24 protein-coding genes and 1 pseudogene are annotated in these 24,289 nt (G+C 62.4%); 10 read left to right on the top strand and 15 right to left on the bottom strand.

The features are described 5' to 3' along the window. Positions 1-43: 43 nt before the first annotated feature. Complete coding sequence (locus NKJ35_RS03840; RefSeq protein ID WP_352645098.1) at positions 44-940, bottom strand: LysR family transcriptional regulator; 897 nt, start codon at positions 938-940, stop codon at positions 44-46. Between the two features lie 269 nt (positions 941-1,209). Here NKJ35_RS03840 and NKJ35_RS03835 point away from each other — a divergent pair, with 269 nt between their 5' ends. After that, the gene (locus NKJ35_RS03835) at positions 1,210-1,944 is read left to right on the top strand and encodes an SDR family NAD(P)-dependent oxidoreductase (protein ID WP_352473458.1); all 735 of its coding nucleotides are present in this window, start codon (positions 1,210-1,212) and stop codon (positions 1,942-1,944) included. Between the two features lie 61 nt (positions 1,945-2,005). Then, positions 2,006-2,602: an NADPH-dependent F420 reductase gene (locus NKJ35_RS03830; protein WP_352645096.1), complete on the top strand. Its 597-nt coding sequence runs from the start codon at positions 2,006-2,008 to the stop codon at positions 2,600-2,602. 196 nt (positions 2,603-2,798) lie between these two features. On the opposite strand, the gene NKJ35_RS03825 is transcribed toward NKJ35_RS03830, so the two are convergent. Next, positions 2,799-4,010, bottom strand: a complete 1,212-nt coding sequence (locus tag NKJ35_RS03825; RefSeq protein ID WP_352645094.1) for a carboxymuconolactone decarboxylase family protein — start codon at positions 4,008-4,010, stop codon at positions 2,799-2,801. A 571-nt stretch (positions 4,011-4,581) separates the two neighbouring features. On the opposite strand from NKJ35_RS03825, the gene NKJ35_RS03820 reads away from it, so the two are divergent. Further along, positions 4,582-4,941: an ArsR/SmtB family transcription factor gene (locus tag NKJ35_RS03820; RefSeq protein ID WP_352645093.1), complete on the top strand. Its 360-nt coding sequence runs from the start codon at positions 4,582-4,584 to the stop codon at positions 4,939-4,941. Between the two features lie 16 nt (positions 4,942-4,957). After that, entirely contained in the window at positions 4,958-5,437 is a 480-nt protein-coding gene (locus NKJ35_RS03815; protein ID WP_352645091.1) for an SRPBCC family protein, read from the top strand. A gap of 437 nt (positions 5,438-5,874) precedes the next feature. On the opposite strand, the gene NKJ35_RS03810 is transcribed toward NKJ35_RS03815, so the two are convergent. The 3 genes from NKJ35_RS03810 to NKJ35_RS03800 form a co-directional block, all read right to left on the bottom strand. Next, positions 5,875-6,471 (bottom strand): DUF8737 domain-containing protein, encoded by a 597-nt coding sequence (locus NKJ35_RS03810; protein WP_352645089.1) that lies wholly within the window; start codon positions 6,469-6,471, stop codon positions 5,875-5,877. Between the two features lie 33 nt (positions 6,472-6,504). Further along, positions 6,505-6,654 carry a hypothetical protein gene (locus NKJ35_RS03805; protein ID WP_352645087.1) on the bottom strand — a complete coding sequence of 50 codons (150 nt, stop codon included), beginning with the start codon at positions 6,652-6,654 and terminating at the stop codon, positions 6,505-6,507. A 163-nt stretch (positions 6,655-6,817) separates the two neighbouring features. Next, positions 6,818-7,198 carry a hypothetical protein gene (locus tag NKJ35_RS03800; RefSeq protein ID WP_352645085.1) on the bottom strand — a complete coding sequence of 127 codons (381 nt, stop codon included), beginning with the start codon at positions 7,196-7,198 and terminating at the stop codon, positions 6,818-6,820. Positions 7,199-7,280: 82 nt separating this feature from the next. Between NKJ35_RS03800 and NKJ35_RS03795 the strand changes: the two genes are divergently transcribed. Then, positions 7,281-8,252, top strand: a complete 972-nt coding sequence (locus NKJ35_RS03795) for a LysR family transcriptional regulator (RefSeq protein WP_352645083.1) — start codon at positions 7,281-7,283, stop codon at positions 8,250-8,252. A gap of 817 nt (positions 8,253-9,069) precedes the next feature. Here NKJ35_RS03795 and NKJ35_RS03790 read toward each other — a convergent pair. Further along, a complete protein-coding gene (locus NKJ35_RS03790; protein WP_352645081.1) occupies positions 9,070-9,963 on the bottom strand; it encodes an NAD(P)/FAD-dependent oxidoreductase in 894 nt (297 codons plus the stop codon). Between NKJ35_RS03790 and NKJ35_RS03785 the strand changes: the two genes are divergently transcribed. The 3 genes and pseudogenes from NKJ35_RS03785 to NKJ35_RS03775 form a co-directional block, all read left to right on the top strand. Next, the gene (locus NKJ35_RS03785) at positions 9,962-10,150 is read left to right on the top strand and encodes a hypothetical protein (protein ID WP_352645079.1); all 189 of its coding nucleotides are present in this window, start codon (positions 9,962-9,964) and stop codon (positions 10,148-10,150) included. The two genes, NKJ35_RS03790 and NKJ35_RS03785, sit on opposite strands and share 2 nt — an antisense overlap. A 101-nt stretch (positions 10,151-10,251) precedes the next feature. Beyond that, positions 10,252-10,899: a TetR/AcrR family transcriptional regulator gene (locus NKJ35_RS03780; protein WP_352645077.1), complete on the top strand. Its 648-nt coding sequence runs from the start codon at positions 10,252-10,254 to the stop codon at positions 10,897-10,899. Next, positions 10,898-11,123, top strand: a pseudogene (locus tag NKJ35_RS03775) (hypothetical protein); the annotation flags it as partial. The gene NKJ35_RS03780 and the pseudogene NKJ35_RS03775, both read left to right, overlap by 2 nt. A gap of 567 nt (positions 11,124-11,690) precedes the next feature. On the opposite strand, the gene NKJ35_RS03770 reads toward NKJ35_RS03775, so the two are convergent. From NKJ35_RS03770 to NKJ35_RS03740, 7 genes are all read right to left on the bottom strand, one after another. Next, on the bottom strand, positions 11,691-12,428 hold the full coding sequence (locus tag NKJ35_RS03770) for an SGNH/GDSL hydrolase family protein (protein WP_352645075.1): 738 nt from the start codon (positions 12,426-12,428) through the stop codon (positions 11,691-11,693). Positions 12,429-12,465: 37 nt separating this feature from the next. Then, complete coding sequence (locus NKJ35_RS03765) at positions 12,466-13,413, bottom strand: sigma-70 family RNA polymerase sigma factor (RefSeq protein ID WP_352645073.1); 948 nt, start codon at positions 13,411-13,413, stop codon at positions 12,466-12,468. Between the two features lie 19 nt (positions 13,414-13,432). After that, positions 13,433-14,365 (bottom strand): alpha/beta hydrolase, encoded by a 933-nt coding sequence (locus NKJ35_RS03760; protein ID WP_352645071.1) that lies wholly within the window; start codon positions 14,363-14,365, stop codon positions 13,433-13,435. A gap of 333 nt (positions 14,366-14,698) precedes the next feature. Then, entirely contained in the window at positions 14,699-16,261 is a 1,563-nt protein-coding gene (gene guaA, locus NKJ35_RS03755; RefSeq protein WP_352645070.1) for a glutamine-hydrolyzing GMP synthase, read from the bottom strand. A gap of 55 nt (positions 16,262-16,316) precedes the next feature. After that, positions 16,317-16,985 carry a 5'-methylthioadenosine/S-adenosylhomocysteine nucleosidase gene (locus tag NKJ35_RS03750; RefSeq protein ID WP_352645068.1) on the bottom strand — a complete coding sequence of 223 codons (669 nt, stop codon included), beginning with the start codon at positions 16,983-16,985 and terminating at the stop codon, positions 16,317-16,319. Between the two features lie 152 nt (positions 16,986-17,137). Further along, a complete protein-coding gene (locus tag NKJ35_RS03745) occupies positions 17,138-17,596 on the bottom strand; it encodes a PaaI family thioesterase (RefSeq protein WP_352645066.1) in 459 nt (152 codons plus the stop codon). Between the two features lie 126 nt (positions 17,597-17,722). Then, positions 17,723-19,012, bottom strand: a complete 1,290-nt coding sequence (locus NKJ35_RS03740; RefSeq protein ID WP_352645064.1) for an RsmB/NOP family class I SAM-dependent RNA methyltransferase — start codon at positions 19,010-19,012, stop codon at positions 17,723-17,725. A gap of 344 nt (positions 19,013-19,356) precedes the next feature. On the opposite strand from NKJ35_RS03740, the gene NKJ35_RS03735 reads away from it, so the two are divergent. Next, entirely contained in the window at positions 19,357-20,034 is a 678-nt protein-coding gene (locus tag NKJ35_RS03735) for an MIP/aquaporin family protein (protein WP_254819333.1), read from the top strand. Positions 20,035-20,114: 80 nt separating this feature from the next. Here the strand turns inward: NKJ35_RS03735 and katG are convergent, their stop codons facing one another. Next, complete coding sequence (katG, locus tag NKJ35_RS03730) at positions 20,115-22,313, bottom strand: catalase/peroxidase HPI (protein WP_352645062.1); 2,199 nt, start codon at positions 22,311-22,313, stop codon at positions 20,115-20,117. A gap of 148 nt (positions 22,314-22,461) precedes the next feature. On the opposite strand from katG, the gene NKJ35_RS03725 reads away from it, so the two are divergent. Continuing rightward, positions 22,462-23,370: a hydrogen peroxide-inducible genes activator gene (locus tag NKJ35_RS03725; RefSeq protein WP_352645060.1), complete on the top strand. Its 909-nt coding sequence runs from the start codon at positions 22,462-22,464 to the stop codon at positions 23,368-23,370. Between the two features lie 66 nt (positions 23,371-23,436). Here the strand turns inward: NKJ35_RS03725 and NKJ35_RS03720 are convergent, their stop codons facing one another. After that, positions 23,437-24,039 carry a cupin domain-containing protein gene (locus NKJ35_RS03720; RefSeq protein WP_352645058.1) on the bottom strand — a complete coding sequence of 201 codons (603 nt, stop codon included), beginning with the start codon at positions 24,037-24,039 and terminating at the stop codon, positions 23,437-23,439. Between the last annotated feature and the right edge of the window lie 250 nt (positions 24,040-24,289).

Here is a 24,289-nt window from a genome sequence, read left to right as displayed (position 1 = left end):
CTGCGGTACGCTTGAGACCGCGCCATCGACTACCTGCCGGACGTCAGTCGCGCGATATGGACAGCCCCGCGAGAAGCGGCGCGTACGCGGCGAGCCTGCGGGATACGAACTCCGTGAAGAGCCGCACGCGCTTGGTCTTACGCGTTTCGCCGTGTGTGAGAAGCCAGAGCGTTCCATGCATGTGCAGGTCGGCGCCCGGCACCCTCACCAGGAGGGGGTCGGCATCCCCGACGAAGCACGGCAGTGTCGTCATCCCCAGCCCTTGCCGTACTGCAACGATCTGCGCCTCGCCGTCCGTGGTCCTGAACGGAACCCCCGTGGTGCGAACCTCACCCTCGCGGGCCCAGTCCGGGATGCCATGAATGCTTATGACGATCCACCGGATGGGATCAGACGAACCCGCACGCCATGCGGTTAGTCGATCGCGAGACATGTAGACGCCGCCGAACAGCTCCGGTCCCTTCAGGCCGTGAAGATTGAGCGGCAGGGTTTTGCGGTCGTAAACGACGCGGATCGCGACATCGGCCTCTCGGTTGGTCAGATTTGCCAGCTCGCCGGACGACAAGATTTCCATCTCGATGTCCGGATGCAGACGCGCGAAATCGGCGAAGTCCGGCATGAGCAGGTGTGTCGCGAGGGGCGGTGCCAGCGTCACCCGCAAGAGTCCGCGTACGCCCTGGTCGCGCCCGAAGATTCGCGTCTCCAGCCGGTTCGACGACGCCTCCATCTGCTCCGCGAACTCGAGGACCTCCTCGCCCGCAGCCGTCAGGCGGTAGCCCGAGGGCAGCTTCTCGAACATCTGCGTCCCCAGCCGCTCCTCCAGTTGGGCAAGGCGCCGCAGCACTGTGGTGTGGTTAACCCCGAGGCGCTCGGCGGCAGCCCGGACCGAGCCTCCCCGCGCGACGGCAAGAAAGTAGCGAACGTCGTCCCAGTCGATCATGGTGCAATCCCGCACCGCGGGGTGCGCCTTCCAAAGCCCGTATCTAACACATCGAACAGCAATACGGGCGGCGATCATAGCCTATGTCGGCGAGCGCGGCCCAATTCCGAACGGCGGACACCGGTCATAGCGCCAGTCGTCCGGCCGGATCGATTTCGCACCACCGATGTGCGCGCTTCCGCACTCAACAACTGACGCCGGCGGACCCATTTCGAGGTTCTCGGGGGTGTCCCCGCACAACCAAAGGCGAAGGCCTGGAAGGATAAGTCATGGGAAAGCTTGAAGGGAAGGTTGCAGTCATCACCGGCGGCGCTACCGGCATCGGCCGCGCCGCAGCAAAGCGCTTCATCGAGGAGGGCGCCTTCGTTTTCATCTTCGGCCGCCGGCAGGAAGCGCTCGACGCCGCTGTGGCCGACCTCGGGCCCAATGCCCGCGCGGTGAAGGGCTCGGTCTCCGATCTGACCGACCTCGACCGACTTTACGCTGCGGTGAAGGCCGAGCGTGGAACCCTCGACATCGTCTTTGCCAATGCCGGGGCGGGAAGCCAACTTCGGCTCGGCGAGATCACCGCCGAGCACATTGACGAAACCTTCGACACCAATGTGAAGGGTACGATCTTCACGATCCAGAAGGCGCTGCCGCTGATGAGCGAGGGCGGTTCGATAATCCTGACCGGATCGAGCGCTGGCACCACTGGCGCCCCGGGGATGAGCGCCTACAGCGCGAGCAAGGCGGCAGTGCGCAACCTCGCGCGGACCTGGGCGGAGGACCTAAAGGGCACCGGCATCCGGGTAAACGTGCTGTCGCCCGGGGCCACTGCGACCGAGCTAGCGAAGGAAGCGCTGGGCGAGGAGGGCCAGAAGGTCTTCGCCTCGATGACTCCGCTCCAGCGCATGGCCGATCCGGCGGAGATCGGGGCGGCGGCGGCCTTTCTCGCGTCGTCGGACAGCAGCTTCATGACTGCCAGCGAGGTCGCCGTTGACGGCGGTCTTGCGCAACTCTGACGCGCTAACCCAGCGCCGTTGAAGGCCGGGGAATCAATACCAACACAAATCGGAGAAGATTATGAGCTACGCAATTGTAGGATTCGGTAAGATAGGCCAGGCCCTCGCCCACGCCTTTGCCCGTAAAAACATCGACGTGACCGTCGCGAGCCGCCGTCCGCCCGAGGCGTTGGCGCCGCAGGCTCGGGCGATTGGACCCACGATCGTCACCAAGTCGTTGCGGGATGCACTCGAGGCCGACACGATCATCCTGGCGGTCCCGTTCGGGGAGCACCGCGAGGTTGCGAAAGCCCTGCCGAGCTGGGAAGGCAAGACGGTCATCGACGCGATGAACCTCTTTCCGGTCCCTGAAGAGCTGGACGGTCTCCCGTCCTCCGCTTTCGTCGCGAAGGCGTTCACCGGCGCCAAGTTCGTGAAAGGGTTCAATCACCTGATTGCGGCCACCCTGGCTGCCGATCCGATCGTCGAGGGCGGCCACCGGGTCGTCTTTCTGTCGAGCGACGACGAGGACGCGACCGCTCCCGTGGCGGCCTTGGCCAAACAACTCGGGTTCGCACCCGTCAAGCTGGGAAAGCTCAACGAGGGTGGCGCGCTGGTGCACGCACGCGGCCGTACTTGGGGCCAGCTTATCTTCCAGGATTTGTTCAAGAAGGAGTGACTATCGACATCAATTAGTCGATTTTTCGCTTCGCAGGCACGCGCACATTCGGCATAGCGCCTGATAAAAGACCGTCAGCAGTAAAGCGCATGGGCGAGAGAGACCGTTTCGCGACGGCCTCTCCTACGTCCGCTCCACCGTTATCGGCCGTCGTCTGCCGTTTTGAAAACCCCTGAGGTGATCTGCCCTTTTGGGACTAACCACGCTTAGAGAATTCCTCGGCTGCGATACGAACCGCCTGCTGTGTCGCGGGATAGCCGCTGTAAGGAGTGAGGTTTACGAGCGTTTCCAGGATTTCTTCCCGCGTCGCGCCAACGTTCAACGCGGCGTTGATGTGCACGCGAAGCGGAATCTCTGTCGTGGCAGAACCAACGGCTGCCAGAGCAGCGCAGGCGCTGAGTTCCCGAGACTTCATGTCGATTCCGCTCCGCGAAAACACCTCACCATAAGAATGCTCGACGATCATTCGACCGAGATCAGGTGCGACATCATCGAAACTGCGGACCACGGCATCGCCCGATGAACCGGACGTTTTTGCAAGCGTAGCACGCCCGCGTTCCAACCGGTCTGCGCGGCTCGCGACCACGGCGGGTGGGGGCACGTTTGCCGCAATCGTTGGCGACCCGGCAGCGAAGATATCCTTGGCGACGGCGAAGGCGTTGAGCGCTGCCGGAAAACCCCGATAGACGCTGAGCTGGATCAGCACCTCGATGATTTCCTCTCGCGTCACGCCATGGGCAAGCGCGCCGGCGAGATGAAGACGGAGCGCCGCCGCACGATTGCCGCTGGCAGCAAGCATCGAGATGATTGCTAACAGTTTGGCTTTTTGGTCGAGGCCGTCGCGCGCCAGCATTTCACCAAAGGCGAACTCGATGGAGAGTTGCGCGAGGTCAGACGAACCGGCAGCAAAGCCATCGAAATATGCCTGCACATCGCCTCCAGAGAGCCGGTCGAGCGCCTCCAACCCGGCCTGTCGGCGTGTCGATCCATCGCCCGCGAAGGGCTCGATGGGTTCAAAAGCGAGCTTGCGCTCAGCGAACACCGCACGAATAAAGCCGATCGCATTTACCGTTGGCGGGAAGCCGAGGAGCGCTACAGATATAAACATGAGTTCGATGAGCGCCTTCGGCTCGCCGCCGGCGTTGAGGAAGCCCGCCATATGAAACTTCAACTGCGGCTGGGCGCTTCCGTCGGCAAGCAGCATTGAAATAGTGCACAGCTGACGCAATGGGAGGTCGAGACCTGGCCGCGATAGAACGTCTCCGTATGGGTATTCTACGGTGAAACGAGAAAGGTCGACGGATGTCTCGGCAAGACTATTAATCGGCGCGTCGAAATTCTCTCCGCCAATCTGCCGTAAGATTTCAAGACCGCGCGAATAACGACTAGCTTGAGATGTTGTTGTCATTGCATATGCCTTCTGATTGACCGTGGCGAGAGTCCCGCCCACGGCGACAAGGGCAGCTCCAAAGAACTCTGGCCGGGTGCGGTGCGCTGTGCTCGGTTATTGCTGCGTTAGGGCGACACGACATCGGCGATCTCTTTCACGAAGCGTCCCGGACTTGGCCGCGAAACCAAAGAAGGCATCGCGGAACTAGCCATAGTCGAAGGCGCTCGACAAGGAATGCTGGTCGCGACCGCCCCACACCAGGCACAGCCGGATTTGATACAAACCCTCGGAACGTGACCTCTGCAGTCGAGGGTTTGTATCATCGGAGCCGACGCTAATGCCGGCTGATCCCAGTCATCGCGAATTGAGAACTCTCGGCTACTTTTGCTGTGCTGGTATCGCCTACAGCGCGATATCCTATCCTACTTTACTCCACAGCACGCCCCTCACTCCCACTCGATTGTTTCTTGAGTATGGCAACGCACTGATCTAACGGCGCAATTTTTTCTACACTCAATGGAGAACGAACGCAGAGCGCGCTCGGTCTCCCCTTGAATGCCGCTAATCCGTGTGTTACATACTGAACCACATGGTTCAGTATGCTCGGATCCGCTTCGATGCCTCGTTCGCCGCGCTCTCGGACGCCACCCGACGCGGCGTTCTGGAGCATCTCGGACGTGCAGACGCTTCGATCACGGACCTTGCCGAGAAGTTCCACATGACCCTCACGGGCATGAAAAAGCATGTCGGCGTCTTGGAGCAGGCGGGGCTCGTGACCACGGAGAAGGTCGGACGCGTGCGGACCTGCAAGCTCGGCCTGCGCCGACTAGAGGAAGAGGCGGCATGGATCGAGAGGTACAACCAGCTCTGGGACGCACGCTTCGACGAGTTGGATAAGGTTATCGAGGAACTGAAACAGAAGGAGAAGGTCGATGGACGCAGGAAGTGAGAGTGAGCCTACCCCCATGAAGAACCGCACGACGGTGGAACGGAAGTCCGAGCGTGAGCTAGTCGTTACGCGAACCTTTGACGCCCCGGCGCGCATCGTGTTCGAGGCGTGGACCAAGCCCGAGCTGTTCCAGCAGTGGTGGGTGCCGAAGTCGATGGGCATGCTCCTGCGTTCCTGCGAAATGGATGTTCGTGTCGGGGGCAAGTACCGTCTCGAGTTCGAACCCGATGCTATGGCGTTCTTCGGCACGTACCTCGAAGTGACAGCGCACTCGCGCCTCGTCTGGACCAATGAGGAAGATGGTGAGGGTGGGCCCGTGACCACGGTGACCTTCGAGGAAAAAGGTGGCAAGACGCTGCTGGTCCTGCACGAGCTCTATCCCTCGAAGGAAGTTCTCGAGGCTGCCGGCACCGGGGCGGCGGATGCAATGGTCGAGACGTTCGAGCAACTGGACGAGCTTCTTATCACCCTGGGCGCGCGCGTGGGACGGTCATGAAGTCGTCGATCTCGCGGTCGGCCGCTTGGCTCTTCACTACGCGGAAGAGAACCCCGACGAGGTCGTCGCCGCCCTCTGCGGACCTACGAGACCATCATCAACCTCATTGGCAACACGACCAACCGAGGTGGTCTCGTCGTGCGCGTCCGCCTCAACCACCTTTTTGCGCGCCATTCTACGCTGGAGCACTACCGCATTCGGAAACGCATTCTGAGGCCGACGTGCGCGGTGGGCCGCAATCAAATGTCCTCGTCGAGGATAGTTCGGCCGCTCAGTCGGAACGGTGGTAGCGCCAGAAGCCTGACCGCCATGCTGATTGCAAAGCTGGCATCGCGCAGGCGGCGAAAAATTCGATGCATTCGCCCCTTCGTCAGACATTTTCGATCTTGAATATAAAGGAAAAATTCGCCAAGTCGAAACTTGCTCGGTTTCAGAGACTACCGGCATCGATCGATCGAATTTCGATTTGCGCCTTGGCGAAGCATCGTTTGCTCAGCTGCCGGAATACCGTCAACAACGGCCGAATCGCTGCCGTGGGCCGGAGCCGGATTGGACTGCGGACGCACTAGCAGATAGAGCGCGGCGAAGTGTGTGATCATGAGCAAGGGCACATAGACAATCGGGATTACATAAGTGGCGGCCAACTGTCCCGAAAGCGCCGCAAGATTGAACACGGTGCCGTGATAATAATCGACGAAGAGATCGACTATCCCCACAATGTTGTAAGCAAGCACGAGTGGCCAGAAGAAGAAGCGCGCCCTGATCGTGAGAAGCGCCAGGATGGCCAGCAGTCCTGTTGCGAAGTCGCCATATGCGGCGAACTCTGCAAAGCCAGCGGGCAGATCGGGGCCGACAACGCCCGGAAGGATAAAGACCAGCCCAAAAAAGCGGAAAGCGTGCAGGATCGCGATGGCGCGCTGCGCCTCAACGCGGTCCATCGGCTTGAGCCTGGGCCAGAAATACACACCGAAGCAGATGAGCCACGGCACGTAGCCCAGAACAAGTTGAATGTCGAAGATCGTTGCCGGTGACATGAAATCTCCTATCGCGCCTTGATTCATGCCGCCTCAAGCACCGCTATCAGAATGCCGCGCCGTTTCCGCCCGGCTGCGCCGGATCAACTGGCGCAGTGACAGCGTGTGCAGCAGGATCGAGCATGGCACCATGAAAGCCGGGGTCAGCACATCGGGATAAGCGCCGGCGCCTGCGCTGTTCACCACATTCGGAACACGATACCAGCGGGAACAGCGGCGACGGGCATCAGCGGTCCTTCCATATGCTTTCTCAAATCAGATGTTGATTGACGCGGCCTCGAACACCGGAGTCAGAATGCCGAGCTGGCCTTCCATGAGACTTCGCCCCAGCGCCGAGATTCATGCACTAAACGCTGGGTTCACCGTCTGCCGAGTTATTGCTTGGCTGACTGGCTCCCAATAGCAGGCGCAATGGCATCAGCGGACCGACGGGAATGTACTCGTGATCCATCAGATTCTCTTGAGCGAGCGGCAGGGCCTCCATGATCGAACTCGCTTCCGCCACGTCTTTGACGTTCAGAAGGAAGACGGCGCCTCTGCCGTCGTCCCGCGAGTGCCATTCGCGGATTTTGCCTTCAAGATAGAGTTGGACCGTCGCGCGTATCTCAGCGGGTATAGCGGCCATAACCTGCTCGCGCTTCACGCCGGGCTTTGCCGTCAACAGGGCAAACACGCCAGTGGTCGTTGCGGTGGAGGTCTGGGATTGGGTGGGTGACGGCTCGGCCATCGGGAAATCTCCATTCAGGATTTGCCCATCAAATCTAGGATCGCTTCCGGTAAGCGACTATCCGCGATAATATTGATGGGCCATGAAGCAGAACTTCACCGTGAGGCAAGGCGCGCTCGACGGCGTCGAGGCCTTCCTGAGCGTTGCTCAGCACCGCAGCTTTAGCAGAGCAGCCGCGGAACTCGGGGTGACTCCATCGGCGATCAGCCAGGCGGTACGCGCGCTCGAGGCGCGCGTCGGCGCAGCACTCTTCATCCGCACAACACGCAGCGTCGGTCTGACCGAGGCCGGCGAACGTTTCTTGTCGCGCGCAAAGCCCGCCTTCGAGGAGCTCGTCGCTGCAAGCGAGGCCGCGCGTGACCTCGGGCAGCGGCCGGCTGGACTATTGCGTCTCTCGGTACCGCGCGCGGTGGTGCCGATCCTGCTGGAGCCGCTGATCGCATCCTTCTGCCAAGCCAATCCTGAGGTCGAGGTGGAGATCGCCGCGAGTGAGGAACTGGTCGATATCGCGGCCGGAGGATTTGACGCAGGCATCCGGCTCGGTCAGTTCATCGCAGCGGACATGATCGCGGTGCGGCTCACGCCGCCGTTTCCGCTCGTCGTCGTGGGCAGCCCCGAGTATCTACGCCGGCAGGGGCGGCCGGAGCGTATCGAAGATCTGCGTGAGCATGCCTGCCTGCGCATGCGCCGTTCGAACGGGTCGATCGCGCCTTGGTCCTTTGTCAACGGCAACAAGCCGGTCGAGGCGCTCATCTCGGGACCGCTCGTCGCCCACGACTTTCCCACCGTACTTGGCGCGGCAGTGGAGGGCATGGGGCTCGCGCAAGTGCCTGCGCCGATCTCAGTTGGGCCAGTGAAAGCCGGAAAACTCGTGCGCGTTCTGGAGCGGTTCGCGCCGATGGCGCCGGGCGTGTTTCTCTACTATCCCAGCCGCCATCAAATGATGCCGAAACTGCGAGCCTTTATCGATCACGTAAAGAGCGGATCGGACGCTGCCAACAAAAATCCAGTTCACATCGATAACAAGCGAACACGCGACGTGAAAGTGCGCTGACGTGGGAAGCGCGGACCGGAATAGAATTGAAGTCACTATGTGCTACAAACCATGATGCGAGACCTATCGACTGCTATGGCAGAGACAAGGTCGCATCGAATTCGACACGCTAACCTATCGTATCCCGCTACTCTCTCCTCACTCCCACTCGATTGTTCCAAATCTAGTTAGGCCATTGATATAGCTAGATTTTTATTCGTTGCCGCGCAAGAAGCCGACCTATGGGCCGTCAAAACGTTACAGTCTTGATTTCCGAGGGAAAAATAGCACGAAAATTTTTTGTGCGGTTTCGGCATCTATCGAAGTCGATCGCCTTTCCGGACCCACTTTGGGCAACTCAGGTGGTTTCACAGCGAACGAAGAAAGTACCCGTCACTAACTTTCATAGCACAGCGCGCCACAACGCGACCCGCCGCGGCAGCGTCATCCAGGCGCCATCCCCTCTCCGTTTTGTAGGTGAACTGGATACCGCTGGCAGTGCAAACTGGACACTCCCGGCAGCATAAACTGGACACCTCAAGACCCACCCGCTCCGAGGGCGCGACAGCACGGTTCAAGGTTCAATGCCGCGCCCTCGCTTGCTGAACTTCTTCCCGGAGGGGGCCGGGGGAGGTTGAATAACCTGGGGGAAAGCCTGTGGGTCTTTTGGGACCGTTTGCGGACCGGGCCTAGGAATCGTTTTGCTCAACTGCCCCTTCGAGACGGCTGACCGGCCAAAGACGCCCCTCAGGGGAGAGGGGCCCCGCGTTCCGTGACACCGGCCCGCAACCTTCATAATGTGATGGCCCGCGGCAACCGGAGAAGGGAATCTGTGCTCTCAAACCAGCATCGACTGCTGGGCGAAGATGCCCGCCATCGCGCCGTGCGATGATGCCGTGGTGACCGAGGCCATGAGGGGGTTGGCGAGGTCGCCGGCGGCGTAGATGCCGGGAATGCTGGTTTCGCGGCGCTCGTCGACCTTGAGGGCGATGCCGAGGGGCGTATCGACCGTGGCGAGGCCCAGTGATTCATGCAGGCTTGCGGACGGCTTGTTGCGCGGATGGGCGAACAGGATGTCGACCGCGACATTGCGGCCAGTATCGAGATTGACGGTGGCGATATGGCCCCCGTGATGGGCGATCTCGGTGATCCGGCCGTCGACGACAGGTATGTTGCGGCGCGCCAGATCGGCCCGGATATCGGGTGGAATGTCGTGACCATCGGCGAAGAGCGTCAACGTGTCGGTCCAATCGTGGTACAGCCTGACATAATTGTGCGACTGCGGGCCGGACCAGACAAGGCCCCAATGCTGGCCGGCGACTTCAAAGCCGTCGCAATAGGGACAGGGCACGATGGACGTGCCCCAGCCTTCGGCAAAGCCCCGAACATCAGGCATCTGGTCGGCGACGCCATAGCTCAGGATCAGGCGGCGCGCCGCAAGGCTTTCGCCATCGCCAGTGAGGACGGAGAAATCGTCGATGGCGCCGGAGACGCTGTCGGCACGGGCACTGACCAGCCTGATCGTGGGATAACGCGCCAGCTGCTGTCGCGCCTCTGCCAGGATGTCCAGCGGTGGCTTGTGATCGTGACCGAGCAGGCCATGCGAGTGGCCGGCGAAGCGATTGCGCGGCAGGCCGGTATCGAGAACGGTGGCCTTGCGGCGGGCACGGCCGAGCTGCAGGGCGCCGGCGAGACCGGCAAAGCTGCCGCCGATGATGATGACGTCATCCATGGTGATAAACTCCGTGTTGTGGATGGAGGGGGTTGGGCTGGGCCTGGCGCAAAATATCGTCCAGCGATACGCGCTCGAGACGGGCAGCGAGCAGGGCTTCGGCATCGACGAGCAAGTCGCCCATCACTGTGTTGACCGGCCGGACAATGCCGCATTCGATATCGCCGGGCGGCCCGGGGAAACTTGATTTGGGGGACAGGTTGAAACCTACCCATTGGCTTGCACATTTCAGATACTACATGGTATCGTAATGCAAGAATTAGGATACTGTCAAGTACTGGAATTGTCGTGACCGAAAACAGCCAGGGCCGGCGCGGCCGGCCCGCCAACGAGGCGCTTGGCCAAACGATAGCCGACGCCGCGTGCGAACTCTTTGTGGAATTGGGTTTTCAAGCGACGACATTGGACAAGGTCGCCCAGCGGGCGAAGATATCCAAGCTCAGCATCTATCGGCACTTCGAGAACAAGGAGGCGCTGTTCAGCGCGGCCATCGCGACCCGCTGCCATCAGTTTGCACCACAGGCCCTTTTTGAAGGCGTCGACGGTTCGGCCGAAGATCAGCTCATGGCGGTGGGATCATCCCTGCTTCGCACGCTGTTGAGCCCGGACGTCCGCAGTGTCGAAGCCATGATCATGGCCGACAAGACGAATCAAAAGTCGTTAAGCAAGCTCCATTACGAAGCCGGCCCCGCCCATGTCATCGCCCAAATCGAGGCCCTGTTGCGTCAGTTGCACGCGAAGGCGGTTCTGAACGTGCCCGATCCTCTCCGGTCCGCCCGCTTGTTTGCCGCGCTTTTCAAAGGATCTGATCTCCTGATTGTCGCACGCTTCGATGAGGCGAGAGCAGAGGACGACAACGAAATCGAATCCTATTGCCGGTCGGCCGTCGCCATGTTCATCGCCGCGCACGGTGGCAACGACCACGCGGCCGGATAAGCATTTGATTGCTCCGGGCAGCTTGGCCGGGACCGTCGTCCAGGCGCTTCGTCATATTGGGCCGGCGCGCGCAGCCGACCTTGCACAGATCGCGGCACCTCATCTTTCTCTCAAACGATTAAAAGACGCTCGCATCTACCGCGGTCCAAGCTCCCGGCTGGATGCGGTCGACGCTTCTCTCCATCGCAGATCCGGCAGCAGTCGGGACAACATTTGATAGGTGATGCGACCGTGCCATCCGACGATATGCGATCGGGTCCGGAACATCGATCGGTACTGCAGCCACAGCTGAACTATGTATTTTGATAACTAAAGTACCGTCAGCGCGGAAAATGTCATGCTACGGGCAATTTCCGTTATATTTCAAAGCGTTGACACACAGAAAGTACCGTCAAACCCTAAGAACGAATGACGGTACTTTTTAGAATGCTCTGTCGGATACGAAAAGCACCGCCAAAAGCTCCGAGCGGCCCTCCCACTCGATCCTCGCGACGTATTGTAATGTGCTGTTTCAGAAGCACAAAGCTTTTCGCCCTTCGCCAAAAGATCGACTCCGCGATCCGTCAAAAATTTGCAGGGGAACTTCGATGGTCGAAATCTAGTCGGTTCCAGCGACTACCGGCATGAATCGGTCGATTTCTCGTCTCATCGAGCCCATAGCGTAGTTTGGCGTGAGCGAGAGAAGTACCGTCACTACGCGAGATCAGTTGGGCCGAACCTGTGAAAAATGCCGACAGCCTGCGCGATAAGACAATTCAGACAGCTGCACAATCGGACACGGCCGCACAGGTTCAGGCGTCAATGAACTTCTGCATGCGTTCCGCCACGATCCGCCCTGCGCGGCTGTTCAAGTGCACGCCGTCGGTGTGAAACTGCCAGCCATTTCGGCGTGCGACATCGTCCGGGCTCTGCCGCAGCACCAGTACGCGAAAAGCATCGCGATAGAATGGAAGAAAGTTGAACGCCGTGTAGGCCCGGCCAGGCGAGGCGCGAACCGCCTCGGTGAGTGCCTCATGGAGGGGGACATAGCCGCAGCGTTCCTCGTGCGCGATGGCCGCCACGATCGCAGAATATTCTTTGATCCGCCGGTTGAGCTCGCTCTGGAACGGGTCGTCCGAATCCGGCGCTTCTCCTATCGGAGGGAGCGAGCAAAGGCCGATGTCCGCCGCCGTCTCGCGCTTCAGCCTGCGTGCTATCTCGGCCAGATCCTCGTGGAACCAATCGGGCGAAGGCGTGCGGGGCAGACGCTTCCAAAACGTAAAGAACCGCCGCACTTTGCGTGACACGAGCGTGAGAACATCATTCCCGCCGACCCAGACGATGACCTTGTCGGGACGACAGGCGAGCACATCCGGCAACCGCTGCAGAGCGTTGTAGGCCAAGTCGCCGCCGACGCCAAAATTCCGGAACTCAAATTGCCCGTTGCCCGGCCGCCGGCGGAGCTCCGCCATCCAATCGAATGCCTGGCCCTTGCCCGCCGTGCTGCTCGATCCGAGGCACGCCACGATTTTTCGTTGAGGACGCACCATCGTAACTCCGCCAGGCCAGAAGTGAGAAATCGTCGCCTTATGCTCTTCCCAAAATGGCTGGCCCAGTCATGAGTTTCAGGTCGGATTCCGCGGCGTTTTCCAACATCCATGGACAGGCATAATAATCTTCGATGCGATCGATGACGCGACCGGCGACATGGACACGAACCGGCCACGCGACCTGCCACCGGTCGCCTCGCTGGAAGAGCACGATCAGGACAGGCTCTCCGTCTATCGCCCCCAACTCCATGGTCCACGTCTCCGGGTTTCGCTCGTATTCGACGAAATAAGCAGAACTTCTAAGCAGGCCGTCGAAGCAGTCGGCGACCCGCAACCGAGCATCGGCGCTGGTGAGGCTCCGCACGCCATCCCAGTCATGGCGGTTGAAGAGGTCAACATAGCGCTGCAAGAGCCGCGCGGTGTCGGGATCAAGCGGACGGTTCGGTTCACCGGCAGGTTCAGGGGGCAAGTCGGCGAGCTTCGCCCGTCCGCGGGAGAGCGCGGATTTGACGCCCCCAACCGTCGAGTCCACGAGTTCTGCGGTCTCTTCCAGCGAATAATCGAACACGTCCTTCAGGAGGATGCAGGCGCGCTCCTTGGGCGGCAAGCGGCCAACCAGCCGTTCTATGGCGCGGCGTGCATCGGTCGCTGCCGGCTCTGCAGAGACAACGCCGATGTCGTCCGAATAGGCGTGCTCCGCGCGCTCGCGCACATCGCGTCGCCTCAGAAAGTCGATGCAGCGATTGTGAGCGATGCGAAACAGCCAGGGCTTCAGCCGGCGGGCATCGTCGAGGGTCTCAATGTTCGTATAGGCCTCGAACAGCGTCTCCTGCACGAGATCCTCACCGTCGAGGCGTGAGGCCGTCATGCGGGCGCAGTAGCGATGCAGTTGGGCGCGGACGCCTGACACCGTCTCGAGGAAGGCGCGATATCGCGCATCGAACAGGCCGGTCGGTCGCTCGGGCATGTCCTTCAGCTGCCACATCTGGGCTTCAATTTGCCAGTCATGCGACCTCCTGACCTTCCGCGCGTGTTTCCGTGGTTGCGGCCAGACCAAGCTTGGGGCGAACCCATTGTGCCAACCGCGCGATCGCGTCGTCGGCTTCGGGAGCGCGGCCGGCCATCATCTGGAACGAGTGCAGCATCCCCGGAAATACGTCTATGCGCACCTCGACGCCGGCGGCTTTCGCGCGGTCGGCGAGCGCTCGGCTGTCGTCGAGCAGGGTTTCGTCTCCGCCCACTTGCAGATAGATCGGCGGCAGGCCCTTCAGATCGGCAAAGATCGGGCTGGCGAGTGGATGCCGGGGATCGGTCCCTGCAAGGACTTGCGATACCAGCATATCCACGACCGCCTTCTGGAAGAAGGCGTCCTTCTCGCGGTTGCTTTCGTAGGAGTGCCCGCTCGCCGACAGATCATACCAGCCAGAGATGCTGAGGATCGCGGCCGGCAGCGGCCGTCCCGCATCACGGAGTTTCATCGCCGCCGCAACGATCAGGCCAGCACCAGCGGAATCGCCTGCAGCTATGGTGTGCTTCGGCGCGACACCCTGCTCGGCGAGCCATTCGAACGCGGTCACGGCCTGCTCGATTTGGCGCGGAAACTTGCTCTGGAAAACGTAGTCGTACGTAGCGAGCAGAGCGTAACAGCCGATCGCCTTAGCAAGGTGTCCGACCATCTTGCGATGGGTCCAGATCGATCCGCCGACATAGCCACCGCCGTGCAGGTAAAGCATGACCCGGTCTTTGGCTGCCGTTTTTGGCTGAACCCACAGCGCGGTCTTGTCGCCGACGTTCGTCTCGACGTAATCGACGCCGCCCGGTTCTGCCGTCAAAACGGACCACTCGGATGCTTCCTGTGGCGATTCTCGACCGCTGCGGAAAGCCTCCGCGAGCGTTTCGTAGTGTATCTTGTTCGCTAGGCTCTGCTTGCTGTTCATTTGTCACGCTCCAATTCGTCCAGGAGGGCGATGCCAAGGATGACCGCGCCCATGAACAGCTAAGACGGATGAACCCAGCGAAAGGATACGTGGCCTCCAGATGCAACGCCTCGCCGGTGGCAGTTGCCGCGGACCCCAGGTGTCAAACCCAGCAAGGCTAGGCTGCTCCACCCTTCTCTGTGGGACGTTCGTTCCAGACATTCGCCGATCGGCCAGATGCTTCGTCTATGCCGTCGCCGGGTGGCCGGGGGCTGGGACTATTGACTATTATCGCCGAGCCAACATCGCTTTAAACATGCTGCTCTATCCTCTTCTACTCCGCAGTACTCCTCGTCACTCCCACTCGATTGTACCTGGGGGCTTGCTCGTCACGTCGTAGACGACGCGGTTGATGCCGCGCACTTCGTTGATGATGCGCGTAGCGGCGGCACCGAGGAAGGCCATGTCGTAGTGGTAGAAATCCGCTGTCATGCCGTCGACCGAGGTGACGGCGCGCAGCGCGCAGACGAACTCGTAGGTGCGGCCGTCGCCCATCACGCCGACGGTCTGCACCGGCAGCAGCACGGCGAAAGCCTGCCAGATGGCGTCGTAGAGGCCGGCCTTGCGGATCTCGTCGAGATAGATGGCGTCGGCCTCGCGCAGGATCTCCAGCTTTTCGCGGGTGATGCCGCCCGGGCAGCGGATGGCAAGACCGGGACCGGGGAACGGATGCCGGCCGATGAAGCTGTCGGGCAGGCCGAGCTCCTTGCCGAGCGCCCTCACCTCGTCCTTGAACAATTCGCGCAGCGGCTCGACCAGCTGCATGTTCATGCGTTCGGGCAAGCCGCCGACATTATGGTGCGACTTGATCGTCACCGACGGGCCGCCGCTGAACGAGACGCTTTCGATGACGTCGGGATAGAGGGTGCCTTGCGCCAGGAAATCGGCGCCGCCGAGCTTCTCGGCCTCCTCCTCGAACACCTCGATGAACAGCCGCCCGATGGTCTTGCGCTTCTTCTCGGGGTCCGACTCGCCCTCGAGCGCGCCGATGAAACGGTCCGCAGCGTCGACCAGGATCAGCGGCAGATTGTAATGCTGGCGAAACATCTCCACCACGCCTGATGCCTCGTCCTTGCGCATCAGCCCGTGGTCGACGAGGATGCAGGTAAGCTGGTCGCCGACCGCCTCGTGGATCAGGAGTGCTGCGACAGAGGAATCGACGCCGCCTGAAAGCGCGCAGATCACCTTGCCCTTGCCGACCTGCTTGCGGATCGTCTCGACCGCGTGCTCGCGGTAAGCGCGCATCGTCCAGTCGCCCTCAATACCGGCGATGTTGTGGACGAAGTTTTGGAGCAGCCTGGCGCCGTCCGGCGTATGCACCACTTCGGGGTGGAACATGAGGCCGTACATCTTGCGTTCGACATTGCCGAAGATGGCGAAGGGCGAGCCCTCCGATTTTCCGAGGACCTCGAACCCCTTGGGCAGGGAGATGACGCGGTCGCCGTGGCTCATCCACACCTGGTGGCGCTGGCCGGGCGCCCACAGGCCCTCGAACAACGGGCTGTCCTTGGCGATCTCGACGAAGGCGCGGCCGAATTCGCGGTGATCGGAGCTTTCGGCGACGCCGCCCATCTGCACGCACATCGCCATCTGGCCATAGCAGATGCCGAGCACCGGCACGCCGGCGTCGAAGACGATCTGCGGCGCGCGCGGACTGCCGATGTCGGCGGTCGAGGCCGGGCCGCCGGACAGGATCACCGCCTTCGGATTGATGCGCTTGAACGCCGCCTCGGCCGACTGAAAGGGCACGATCTCGGAAAAGACGCCGGCCTCGCGGATGCGGCGGGCGATCAGCTGGGTAAACTGGCTGCCGAAATCGACAATCAGGACGGTGTCGGGATGATTGGCTGTTTTCATGGCGAGCGTTTAGAGAAAGAAACGAGTCGGCGCAATGGGTTGCGAGGCCTCTCTCTCATTCCGATTCCGCATCTTCACGCGACAGATCAAACTCGATCGCCCCGGAAGCGATCGCCTGTTCCAGCAGTTGCACCGCCGCGGCCAGCTTCTCGTCGATGACGTGCAGATATTCGGTCCAGTCGCCGACATGCCTCAGATCGGCTGCCCCGTCGGAAATGCCGCGCAGGCCGATAAGCGGCACGTCGAACAGTTGGCAGGCGCGCAGGCAGGCGAAGGTCTCCATATCGACCATGTCGGCCGCGATCGCGTCGTAGGCGGAGCCGGTGACGATTGCCGCACCGGTCGACAGCGTCGCTTGCCTGATGCCAGGAACTCTGAACGGCAGCGGCACGCTGACAGGCAGATCGAGGAACGGCGTGGCGCCCTTCTCGAACCCCAGGGGCGAGGCGTCCATGTCGCGGTAGGCGACTGAAACGGCCTGGTAGATTTCGGTCTGCTCCAGCGTCCGGCTGCCCGCCGACCCGAGCGATACGACGAGATCGGGCAGCGCCTTTTCGGTCTTCAGCCGGGACAGTTCGGCGGTAAGTCCGACGCCGGCCTCGACCGGTCCGACGCCTGTCATCAGCGGCGTGAACAGCCGCTGCAGGTGTGGACCGTATTCGGCCTCGGCCGCCATGACGAAGAGAACGGACTTGCCGGACAGGCGAGACACTTTACCGGTCACGACGATCTACTCCTTTCTGGCCCTACCATCGGAGCCGGAAGGTAAGAAGGGCGACGTGCCCTCACCGACCCCCGGCCCTTCGCTATGGCTCCGGGCGTTCGTCGCTCGAAAAGCCCATTTAGGGGCATTTCGTCCGCTGCGCGGACCGCTCCTCACCCCTCGATGCCGTCGCGGCCGAGCACTGTCATCATCGTTCCGGTCATTGTGGCAACCAGCTTGGCCTCGCCATCGACGGCGAACGCATAGGCCTGGCCATCGGCGACGATAATGGTGCGGCCGGGCTTGGTCACCGAGCCGCGGAACAGGAAACGCTCGCCCCGGCCCGGCGCCAGCAGATTGACCTTGAACTCGATGGTCAGCACGCCGGAATTTTCCGGCATCAGCGAGAATGCCGCATAGCCGCAGGCCGAGTCGAGAGCCGTCGAAATGACGCCAGCATGGAGAAAGCCGTGCTGCTGCGTCAGAGCCGCCGAATAGGGCATTTCGATCTCGATGATGCCGGGCGTCACCAGCGTCAGCTCGGCGCCAATCGTCATCATCGCGTTCTGGCGCGCAAAGGACGTCCTGACGCGGTCCTCATAATCGGGAGCAGGAACGATCTTTGCTGCCATGGCCGTCGCCCTTCATTTCTCGGCAAATCTTATTGCAAAGTCATTTATCGCAGAGGGGTGGGCGGCAGGCAATCGCAAATGCTGCACTGCAGCATTCGGCCCCGGCTCTGTGTCCATGGCAATGGCTCAGCCGGCGCGGCGCAGCGCACAGAAATAGAAACCGTCGGTGCCGCTCAGCAACGGTGACAGCGAAATGCCGCCCGCAGCGCCTATCCGCATGGCCGCTTCGCGGCCCGCAAAACGGCTGTCCCAAAGCTGGCGGTGATCGACAGGGACAAAACCGGGATGGCGGTCCCGGAACGCCGAAACCTGGTCGCCATTTTCCTCGTCGAACACCGAACAGGTGATGTAGACCAGCAGGCCGCCGGGTTTGACGAAGTCGCTGGCGGCATCGAGTATCGTCTCCTGCTCGCCCTTGCGCGCGTCGAGTTGCCTCTGTGTCAGCCGCCATTTGGCATCCGGCCGGCGCCGCCACGTGCCGCTGCCGGTGCAGGGCGCATCGATCAGGACGATGTCCATATGCCTGCCGAGCGGCGCGAGTTCGGCCGGCCTGGTGACGATCTGCACATTGCGGTTTTCCGAGCGGCGGATGCGGTCGAAGATCGGCGCCAGCCTGGCCTTCTCGGCGTCGTGGGCGAAGATCTGGCCGCGATTGTCCATCGCCGCGGACAGCGCCAGCGTCTTGCCGCCGGCGCCGGCGCAAAAATCGAGCACCTGCATTCCAGGTTCGGCGCCGGCCAGTTCGGCCGCAATCTGCGAACCCTCGTCCTGAACCTCGAACCAGCCTTTCTGGAAGGCCGGTTCGGCCTGCACGTTCGGATGCCTGCCATCGCCTTCTATCGGCGGGATGCGGATGCCGTGCGGCGCGATCCGCGCAGGCTTGGCGCCGGTCTCCGCCAACTCGGCCAGCACCTTGCCGCGATCGGCCTTGAGCGTATTGACCCTGAGGTCGAGCGGCGGGCGTGTCGCCAGCGCGGCACCCTCTTCCACCCAGGCCGTGCTGAACGCCCGTTCGAACAGCGGCATGCACCAGTCGGGGATATCTGCTCTGACAGCCGGCGGCGCATCGGCGAGCCGGCGACCGCCGAGCGTTGTCAGTTCGTCGGCGGTAAGCAGCGGCGGCGCGAACTTGTCGCCCTCGAGCACCTCGTTCAGCGACTGCGCCGTCTGGCCCCATTCGAGCAGCAGCGCGCCGAAGCCGATGGCGCGCGGCGTGTCCTCGCCGAGCAGCCAGCCGGCCGAGCGCTTGCGGCGCAGCGCGTCATAGACGATGTTGCCGATCGCGGCGCGGTCGCCGCCACCGGCGAAGCGGTGCGACAGGCCCCAGTCCTTCAGCGCATCAGCCACCGGCCGGTGGCGCCGGCCAATGTCGTCAAGCACTTCAATGGCTGCCGCCAGCCGCCCGCCCAGTCTCATTGTCGTCTTCCATTACTCAGCAAAACAAAATCCGGCCCTGCTCTTAGAGCTTTTCGTGTCCTGATTGAAACAGTTCTGTTTCCCCGACGGCGAGACAATCCATGCAAGGGGTGACGAGGGTGGGTTGGTGCATCGCGAGCCGCCGCCACCAAGCGGGCGCCGGCATGCGTAACCAAACAATTCATTAATACATTACAAGTCTCTAATGTGCATGTCTGGCGCTCGCAAGCATAGCGGCTTGCGAAACTGCTCTGCTTTCCAAGTTTTCCGGTTGCGAATACTCTTTGCGCGGTGATTCGCGTCGCAGAAAAGGCGGAGCCGCGGGTCGATACGAGGAGAGGGCAATGAAGACTTATCTGGCGGAAGTTCTAGGCACGTTTCTATTGGTGTTCATCGGCACGGCTTCGGTGGTGACGGGCGGCTTCGGCGGCGCGCTGCCGCTTGGCCAGGAAGGTATCGGTCTGGCGTTCGGCATCGGCCTGATCGCGGCGGCCTATGCGATCGGCCCTATTTCGGGCGCGCACCTCAATCCGGCGGTGACGCTCGGTGTGTTCCTCGCCGGGCGGATGCCGGCCAGGGATGTCATTCCCTATTGGATCGCGCAGGTCATCGGCGCCATCATCGCGTCGCTGGCACTGTGGATCATCGTCTCCGGACAGGTGGGCGGCCACACCGGCGGCTTCGGCGCCAATGGCTGGGATGTGACGAAATGGGGCGTCAGCTCGGCCTTGCTGTGGGAGCTGATCGGCACCTTCACCTTTGTCACGGTGATCCTCGGCGTTACCAACGCCAAGCACACCACGGCCTTCGCCGGCCTCGTAATCGGCCTGACGCTGGCCGGCCTGCACTTCGCCATCATCCCGGTGACCGGCACATCGCTCAACCCGGCCCGTTCGATCGGACCGGCGCTGTTTTCGGGAACTGCGGCAATCGGCCAGCTGTGGCTGTTCATCGTAGCGCCGCTGATCGGCGGCGCCATTGCCGGCGTGGTTGCCAAGGCCGGCATCTTCGAGAAGGACTGACTTTTCGGAAGCCCAACGAAAAAGGCGCGGGTCGAGGCCCGCGCCTTTTTTTGTTGCGTCGAGAAATTCGTATGCCCGGATCAGGCCGCGAGGTCAAAACGGTCGGCGTTCATCACCTTGGTCCACGCCGCGACGAAATCCCTGACGAACTTCTGCCCGGCGTCCGCCGACCCGTAGACCTCGGCCAGCGCCCGCAGCTGCGCATGCGAGCCGAAGATCAGGTCCGCGCGGGTGCCGGTCCACTTGACCGCCCTGGTCTTGCGGTCGCGCGCTTCGTAGACTTCATCGGAGCCGGCCGCCGGATCCCAGACAGTGTTCATGGAGAGCAGGTTGACGAAGAAATCGTTGGTCAACGTGCCCGGCCTGTCGGTGAACACCCCGTGCTTCGACTGACCGGTGTTGGCGCCGAGCACCCGCAACCCGCCAACGAGCACCGTCATCTCCGGCGCCGTCAAGGTCAGCAGCTGCGCCCGATCGACCAGCATCGCTTCGACCGACATCGGCGGCTTGCCCCTGACATAATTGCGGAAGCCATCGACTTTCGGCTCGAGCGCGGCGAAGGACTGGACATCCGTCTGTTCCTGCGAGGCGTCCATGCGGCCTGGCGTGAACGGCACCCCCACGTCATGGCCGCCGTCTTTCGCCGCCTTCTCGACCGCGGCTACGCCGCCGAGAACGATGAGGTCGGCAAGCGAAATCTTCTTGCCGCCGAACTGCGCTGCGTTGAACTCGCTCTGGATGCTTTCGAGCTTTTCGAGCACCTTGGCCAGTTGCGCCGGCTGGTTGACCTCCCAATCCTTCTGCGGCGCCAGGCGGATGCGGGCGCCGTTGGCGCCGCCACGCTTGTCGGAGCCGCGGAAAGTCGAGGCCGAGGCCCAGGCGGTCGAGACCAGTTCTGAGACGGACAGGCCGGAGGCCAGGATCTTCGCCTTCAGCGAGGCGATATCCTGCTCGGTGACCAGTTCGTGGTCGACTGCCGGTATCGGATCCTGCCAGATCAGCTCTTCCTTCGGCACGAGCGGGCCGAGATAGCGGACGGCCGGACCCATGTCGCGATGGGTCAGCTTGAACCAGGCGCGGGCGAAGGCATCGGCGAACTGATCAGGATTCTGATGGAAGCGCCGCGAGATCTTCTCATAGGCCGGGTCGACGCGCAAAGCGAGGTCGGTGGTCAGCATCGCCGGGGCGCGACGCTTCGACGGATCGTGCGCGTCCGGCACGGTGCCTGCACCGGCGCCGCCCTTCGGGGTCCACTGATGGGCGCCGGCCGGGCTCTTGGTCAGCTCCCATTCGTAGTTGAACAGATTGTCGAAGAAGTTGTTGCTCCATTTGGTCGGCGTCGTGGTCCAGGTCACCTCGAGGCCCGAGGTGATGGCGTCGCCGGCAATGCCGGTGGCGTGCTTGCTCGACCAGCCGAGGCCCTGCGCCTCGATGCCGGCGCCTTCCGGCTCCGGGCCGACCAGCGATGCATCACCGGCGCCGTGGGTCTTGCCGAAGGTGTGACCGCCGGCGATGAGCGCCACGGTTTCCTCGTCGTTCATGGCCATGCGAGCGAAGGTTTCGCGGATGTCGCGCGCCGCGGCCAATGGATCGGGCGTGCCGTTCGGCCCTTCCGGGTTGACGTAGATCAGCCCCATCTGCACGGCGCCGAGATGGCCGTGAAGTTCGCGGTCGCCGGAATAGCGCTCGTCGGCGAGCCACTTGGTTTCCGATCCCCAGTCCACGTCCTGCTCGGGCTCCCAGACATCGGCGCGGCCGCCGGCGAAGCCGAACGTCTTGAAGCCCATCGATTCCAGCGCGACGTTGCCGGTGAGGATCAACAGGTCGGCCCAGGAGATCTTCCTGCCGTATTTCTGCTTGACCGGCCACAGCAGCCGGCGCGCCTTGTCGAGATTGGCGTTGTCCGGCCAGCTGTTGAGCGGCGCGAAACGCTGCTGGCCGGCGCCGGCGCCGCCACGGCCGTCGCCGATGCGATAGGTGCCGGCGCTGTGCCAGGCCATGCGGATGAAGAGCGGGCCGTAATGGCCGAAATCGGCCGGCCACCAATCCTGCGAATCGGTCATCACCTGGTGCAGATCCCTGATCACCGCATCGAGATCGAGGCTCTTGAATTCCTTTGCGTAATCGAAGTCCTCGTCCATCGGATCCGAGAGGCTGGACTGCTGGTGGAGGACGCCAAGGTCGAGCTGGTTTGGCCACCAATCACGGTTGCTCCTCCTAGCCGATCCATGTGGGACCGGGCATTTGCCGGCGCTGTTGTCGTCGGTTTTCGCGTCCATCTTTGCCTCCGATTTGTTGATTTTCCGGGATTTTGTTGATTTTCCGGGCAGGGCCAGCGAGCCGCGCCATCCTGGAACGGTTCCAGACTAGCCTGCTCGGCCGATAAAGACAAATTGCCTTTGCTGTTTATTCTGATAGGTTTTCCTTATGATCGGTTTGACCGTCCGGCAGATGCATTATTTCGAGGCGCTGGCGCAGACGCTGCATTTCGGCCGCGCCGCCAAGCTCGCCGGCGTCAGCCAGCCGGCGCTGTCCGCGCAGATCGCCGAGATGGAGCTGAGGCTCAATTGCCGTCTGTTCGAGCGCGGCGGCAAGGCGGTGCGGATGACGGACGAGGCGCAGGGCTTGCTGCCGCGCATCGAGCGCATCCTTGCCGACGTCCGCGACGTCGAGGCGACGGCCCGGCGCGGCCGCCCGGCGCTGGAAGGCCGCTTCCGCCTCGGCATCATCCCGACGGTGGCGCCCTATCTGCTGCCGCATGTGCTGCCGGAGCTGAAACGGCATTTCCCGGCATTGCAGCTCGAATTGCGCGAGGCGGTGACCGCGTCGCTGGTCGACGACACCAACTCGGGAAAGCTCGACGCCTTCGTCGCGGCACTGCCCCTCGATTACCCGGGCCTGGTCACCGAAGAACTTTTCTCGGACCGGTTCTTCCTGGCCGTGCCGGCCGGCGACCCCGCCTTCGCCTCACCGCCGGTGCCGCCGGAAAGCCCCGCGCTGGAAAGGCTGATGCTGCTGGAGGAAGGCCATTGCCTGCGCGAACAGGCGCTCGCCGTCTGCGGCAGCGTGCGGCCGGTGGCGATGGCAAGCTACGGCGCGACCAGCCTGACGACGCTCTTGCAGATGGTGGCGCACGGGCTCGGCGTCACGCTCATCCCGGAAATGGCGGCAGGGCCGGCCAGCACTATCCCCGACCTGAAGATCGTGCCGTTCCAGGAGCCGATGCCGCAGCGCACGATCTGCCTCGCTTGGCGGCGCAATAAGGTGCGCCACGACGAATGCGTCGAACTGGCCAAGGTCATCCGCGGGCTGGATGCGGCGGTGCTGGCGGCGTAGAGCGGCGCATGTTGGGTCCGGTTAGCTCCGAAGCGGACCCGCAAGTCCCCTTCGAAAGGAACGACTTCAACCTTTTTCCCAGGCTGCGAGCAACGGGCCTTTGCTTCCGTAGACAGGGTCCTTGCGCGGCCAGCCGACCCTGGGGATCGTGACGACCGCCCTGTCATGATCGGCAGCGGTCGTACACAGGTCATAGGTGCCGGATGGAGGATAGGCGCCGACGACCAGAAAATCGTCGGATGCGGAAAGACGCTGGTGCCCGGTGCCGGCCGGCAGCACCGCGACGTCGCCGGCCTTCAGCGACAGCGTTCGTCCCTTGCTGCCGCCAAACCGGACCTTGGCCGTGCCGCGCGCAACGCCCAGCACCTCGTGTATCCGCGAATGGTAGTGGACGTAACCGTAGATGCCGTTGCGCCAGCTATCGCCCCAGCCATTTGCTTCGAAAAGCGCCTCCATGACGGCCGCCGGATCGAAGTCTTCGGGCAGCTTCACAGCGCCGCGATAGACGACAAGCGGCCAGAACGGATGGTTGGGCACCAGGCCGTCATCGCTGAACCGAAACGCGTTTGGTTTGCGCGGCCTCAGCAGGTCGGCAACCTCTCGCCTGTCCGGTCTAGCGATACCAGTGACTTGCTCGACGGCTTTCTTCGTGGTTTGCAGAATGCTCATGGTGCGCCCTTGGGGTTGGTGGAAGCTTCATGCCGGGTTAACCGGCTGCGTGGCAGGTCGGTTCCGCTGGCGGCAGAGATCTGCGAACGGTGCGGCGGTCATGGCGGGCGTCGTGCCGCGACAAGGTCCCGCACGACGAATGTATCAAGCCGGCGAAGATCATCCGTACGCCTCCGGCGAAGGCCGCCTTGCGGGAGCATGGCATGGTAGCGAGGCTGCGCTCTTAAGGTCGTCCTTACGAGCGTAGTTA

The sequence above is a fragment of the Mesorhizobium sp. M0136 genome, from assembly GCF_040322515.1.
In the GTDB taxonomy this organism is placed as follows: domain Bacteria; phylum Pseudomonadota; class Alphaproteobacteria; order Rhizobiales; family Rhizobiaceae; genus Mesorhizobium.
This window is presented reverse-complemented; position numbering and strand designations above follow the sequence as displayed.